The organism is Rhodoferax sp., assembly GCF_039922535.1.
Taxonomy (GTDB): Bacteria; Pseudomonadota; Gammaproteobacteria; order Burkholderiales; family Burkholderiaceae_C; genus Rhodoferax_B.
Map to the genome: position 1 here is coordinate 1 of NZ_JBDTEM010000025.1, position 4,779 is coordinate 4,779.

The 4,779-nt window shown below is 60.3% G+C and carries 5 protein-coding genes; all 5 read right to left on the reverse strand.

Translation table 11 applies throughout. The features are described from left to right. The coding region (locus ABI213_RS01185) for a type I restriction endonuclease (RefSeq protein ID WP_348025749.1) at positions 1 to 1,290 on the reverse strand (1,290 nt) is incomplete at its 3' end. A 40-nt stretch (positions 1,291 to 1,330) separates the two neighbouring features. Next, positions 1,331 to 2,356 (reverse strand): nucleotidyl transferase AbiEii/AbiGii toxin family protein, encoded by a 1,026-nt coding sequence (locus ABI213_RS01190; protein WP_348014734.1) that lies wholly within the window; start codon positions 2,354 to 2,356, stop codon positions 1,331 to 1,333. Beyond that, on the reverse strand, positions 2,353 to 2,964 hold the full coding sequence (locus ABI213_RS01195) for a DUF6088 family protein (RefSeq protein WP_348014735.1): 612 nt from the start codon (positions 2,962 to 2,964) through the stop codon (positions 2,353 to 2,355). Before ABI213_RS01195 ends, ABI213_RS01190 begins: the two co-directional genes overlap by 4 nt. Positions 2,965 to 3,072: 108 nt before the next feature. Beyond that, positions 3,073 to 4,266 carry a restriction endonuclease subunit S gene (locus tag ABI213_RS01200; protein WP_348014736.1) on the reverse strand — a complete coding sequence of 398 codons (1,194 nt, stop codon included), beginning with the start codon at positions 4,264 to 4,266 and terminating at the stop codon, positions 3,073 to 3,075. Next, positions 4,263 to 4,779 (reverse strand): N-6 DNA methylase (locus ABI213_RS01205; RefSeq protein WP_348025751.1); only part of this gene is annotated, 517 nt, incomplete at its 5' end. The genes ABI213_RS01200 and ABI213_RS01205, both read right to left, overlap by 4 nt.

Here is a 4,779-nt window from a genome sequence, read left to right on the forward strand (position 1 = left end):
GCGCTTGGCCCAGTTGGCCCGCTGCAGCAGGTCTACCAGCGCAATCACGGTGCGCGTTTTGCCCGCACCCGTGGCCATCACCACCAGGGCTTTGCGCTGGCGGTCGCGCTCAAAGGTTTCGCCAATGCGGCGAATGGCGCGCAGCTGGTAGTGGCGCTCCACAATCTCGGCGTTGATCGCCACACCCGCCAGCGGCTTGGCAGAGTTGCGCCGCTGCACCCATAGCTGCAGCTCGTCTTTTTTATGAAAACCCTGCACCGGCCGGGGCGGGTAGGTGGTGTCGTCCCAAAACCAGTGTTCGTAGCCGTTGGTGGTGTAGATCAGCGGGCGCTGGCCGCACTGGGCTTGCAGGCAATCGGCATACAGCTTGGCCTGCTGCTGGCCGACGCGGGCATCGCGCCGGGTGCGCTTGGCTTCCACCACGGCCAGGGGCAGGCCGTCGTCGCCCCACATCACGTAGTCCACAAAGCCTTTGCCCTCGTTATTCGGCATGCCCTGCACTTCGTATTCACGCTTGACATCGTTGCCTTGGGCTTGGTCCAGCTTCCAGCCCGCTTCTTTGAGCAGCAGGTCGATGTAGAGGTCGCGCGTTTCGGCCTCGTTGTAGTCGTGCGTGTCGGGGGTGATCGTGTTGACGGCTTTGGCGGCGGCTACTTCGGCGCGCAGCTGGGCCAGCTCTGCATCCAGCGCGGCAGACTTTTGCTGGGCAGCGGCTAATGCGGCATCGCGCGTGGCCAGCGCGTCGGCCAACTTGGCCAATTTGTCCAAGGCGGCTTGGGTGGCCTGCGCGCTGGCCGAAGCGGCGGCCTGGGCTGCTGCGGCATCGGCCGGGCGGGGCAGCAGGTCGGTGCGGAACTGCAGCCCCGGATCGGGCCGCTGCGCCACGTTGCGGCCATAGTGCCGCGCCAGCCAAAATGCCACCTGGAACAGCTCGCGCAACACGGCGGTGGCATCTGCAGCGATGATGGGCCGTGCGCTGTGCACCGCGTTGTTGCCCTGCTTGCGAATCACGTCCATCTTGGCGTGCAGCGCGGGGCCGACTAACACCTTGAAACTAGGCTCAAACAAAAACGCTGACAGGTCGGGCTTGTAGGGCATTTGCAGCTTGCCCCGAACACCATTGCTTTGGCCGCCTTCTGCCTGGAACAGCCACACCACCGCCAGCTCCAGCGTGCGCCGGGCGTAGAAGCAGGCGGTACGCGGGTCAGTCAGCGCGGCTTGCTCGGCCTTGGTTGCCTCGGCATACAGCGCGGGCCATTCGGCTTGCAGGAATGAGAAATTGGATGCCATTGAACTCCCTGCTGTTTGTTGTTCTTGCTTGCTCCGCGTCTTATTGCGCGTTCAACGCTGCTTCCGCCTCTGCCAGTGTTCGCATCAGCTCGACAAACGGCGGCGGCTCGGTCATGAACATGGGGCGCATCGTCGCATAGTCTTGTGCCAGATCGGCCTGCCGCTGTGGGGTGGGCGTCAGACGGAAGCTGCCGTGCGCGGCCAGGTCATAGCGCGCCCAGCCGCGCGCGAACACGCGGCTCTTCCAATCCACCACGCGCTGGCACAGGGCCTTGTTGGCCAAGTGCTGCGCGGCATGGGGGTGGCCCAGTAGCTTGGCCATATCAAAGTAGTGCCGGGCATAGCGGGTCGGAGTGGGCGACTTTGCTGGACGGTGAAACTCGGCATGCAGGATGGTGGCTTTCTCCCAAAACGTGCGCTCCAACTCCAGCGCCGTCACGCGGCAGGCCCAGCCATCAAACAACTTGGGGAAAGCATCCGCCAGCAAGGGCTTGATGGCATAGCTGCCTGTGGGCTGCTGGTCGGTGAGCGTGCCCAGCTCCAGCTTGACCTCGCGACGCAGGTAGTCAAACCCGCCGCCCTGGGTGCTGGGGTAGGCAAAGTAGATGATGGGCGACTTGGCATCGGCATCCACCTCAAAACGCAACCATGCACCCGTGGCGGGTGCACCCAAGGCCTGCACAAGCGCGGACTCCAGCGCAGGCATCAGCACGGCTTGCGCCTTGGCGCTGCAAAGGGCTTGCATCTCCATCACCGCAGCATCGCGCTTGCCCCGGCTGGTGAGTGCATCAAAACCTGCCGCGTCTGCGCCCACAAACTCGGGCACCAGGCACAGGTCGATGTCTTCCGAAAACCGGTCAATTACCCCAAACACCTTGGACAAGGACGTGCCGCCCTTGAACACCAAATGCGGCGCAATCTCTGGCAGGGTAAACAACACGCCCAGCAGCCAGCTCACCCAGAAGTCTTTTTCCAGAATGACGGCCTCCGTCTTGAGCGTGAGCGCGGCATTCTGGTAGGCCAGCTTTTGATCGGCTTGCGATACAGACAGAAATTGATGAATCATGGCTTGGCAATCTCCTTCAGGTGCGCATGCATCCATGCGGGAGCCAAGGCCAGATCCTCCAGAACCTTGGCCCGCTCCTGTGCCGGAATGCGGCTGCGCAAAAGCTCGATGTGCTTTGGCATGACGTGTTTCACGCCCATACTCCGAAGACCTTGAATCAGCAAGCCGCTTAACCGACCAGCGGCTGCCATTTGGCGCGGTGTGGTGCGTTTGAACACGATTTGGGTGGGCCCCACTTTGACGGTGCGCGTAGCGCCGTCGGTCAGGTACACCGCCTGTGCGGGCACTTGCTCCGACAGTCCCAGCAAATTGGCTGCATACACCCCAATGGGCTGCAGACGCAAACCGTCTTTGCGCGCTACCGCCTCAGCTACCTGCTCTATAGGCGGCCATAGCGTGCCGAAAAGCTCGTGCTGGTGTGGCACGTCGTACAAGCCGCGCCCGAGCAGCCGAATGGTGCCCGCAGCCTTGTGCCGTTTGAGCGCAGTGGCTACCGCATCCCGACTGCCAAGGTCTACAAAATCAGCAGGCGTGAACACCCACCCCTCTTCATGCGAGCGGATGCGCTGCAGAACCTGCGTGTCAGTGGATGCTTCGTGTTTACCCATATTTGCCACGAAAAATAACAGTTATTTGTGGCAAAAACAAGTTGCCTGGGCGGTTTTGGCTATTTTTTGCCACAAAAAATATTCATTATTTGTGGCAAAAGATAAGAACTACAACTCCCCCGCAAACGCCCGCTGCTGCAGCGAGGCGAACAGGGTGTCTAGCGCGGCCAGGGCTTTGCGGTGGGTGGCTTTGAGGGACTCGATGGCCTGGATGCGGGTGGCGAAGGTTTGTTGGAGGGGGAGCGGGGGCACCTCAATCCGAAAGTCGCTTAGCTTTGACTTTGAAATATTTGGCATTGAACTGGATGAGCCACCAGCGAGCTTCTGAACCTCCATTCGCTTCGAGGGATAGGTCAGTAACCGATGCAGATACGTCGAATCCAATTGCGCATCGACTTTCAAGCGAAACCGAAAAATAAGATCAGACATCATGAGCCGCGCGCGAGTTGGCCCCACCAAGGCACAGGCCGCGACTAACTCGTAGGTGTTTTTCCGGGAGAAAAGTAAATCACCTTCGCGCACTTCAATGGTTGGATCAGGCGCAATCTCACTAGGCAACGCCTTGTTTTCAGCTGGTTTGAATTCACAGGATGTGACTGCGCCAAGCTTAAGTACCGCCCACTCGCCATCTTCTGCTGAACGGTCGAGGCAAACCGGACTCCATCCGCTATCGATGTTTGCCAACAGATCGCCGAACCTAAGACGCGGCCAACCCATTTGATTCGTCGCCGGGTCGCCAAACATATCGAGAAAGATGGACTGGGTGAGGCTGTCGAGTTGGGCCAGGGCGGCGCGGCGTTGGGTTCGGAGGGTTTCGGCCTGGTCCAGGATGGCGGCGATGCGGCGTTGTTCTTTCAGCGGCGGCAGTGGAATCGCAAGATCCGCGACAACCTGGCGCGTAATGCCTTGAATTGTTGCGCCACGCGCGTGTTTCGCGAAATGCTCTTCCTTCGTGCGCAGGAACTGGACAAGATACCCACCATCCAATTTTTCGGAATCAGGTGTTAGCGCAGTGATGTCTTGGCTGAAACACAAACTCATCCCAGCGATTGCGACCTTGCCAACGCTAGTCCGGGTTACTAGTAATACCGTGCCGGCTGGAACTTGATTGGTAGCCGAGGAAGCAATGGCCTCTTCTGTAATGAAGCTGCGTGCTTGGAGGGCAATTGGTCCAACCAAGTCTGCCCCGGTAATCCAAGGTATGTCGCCCGTGAAAAAGCGCTCGATGCTTTTGCTTGGCGTACCACCATTCTGGAAACGGCACACGTCCGACAGCGGTGCGCGGTCAAGAGATTGACTCACTTCAACATCCCCTCCAGCGCCTTCATCCCCGCCGCAATCTCATCCTCCAGCTTGGCCAGCTCCGCCAATATCTCGCCCGGCGCACGGTGCTGCACCTGGGCGTGCACCACTTCTTTGTAGCGGTTGATGCTGAGGTCGTAGCCGTTGGCGGCTATCTCGTGTTTGGGCACCAGGAAGCTTTGGGCGGTGCGGGGGCGGTCGGCTTGGGGGGTGTTGCGGGTGGCCCAGCGCTCCAGCACGTCGGGCAGGTTGTTTTTGGCGTGCTCCTCATTTGATAGCTGCTTGCGCAGGTTTTGTGTGCGCTGCAGGCCTAATTTATCCTCAGCTAGCAGGGGCTGGCGTTTGTCGTCCAGGCTGTAGCCGTCGGCCAGGCAGTCGTAGAACCACACTTTGTCGGTGCCGCCGCTGTTGGTTTTGGTGAAGAACAGTATGGCGGTGGACACGCCCGCGTAGGGCTTGAACACGCCGCCGGGCAGGCTGACGATGCCGTCTAGCTTTTGCTCTTCCACCAGC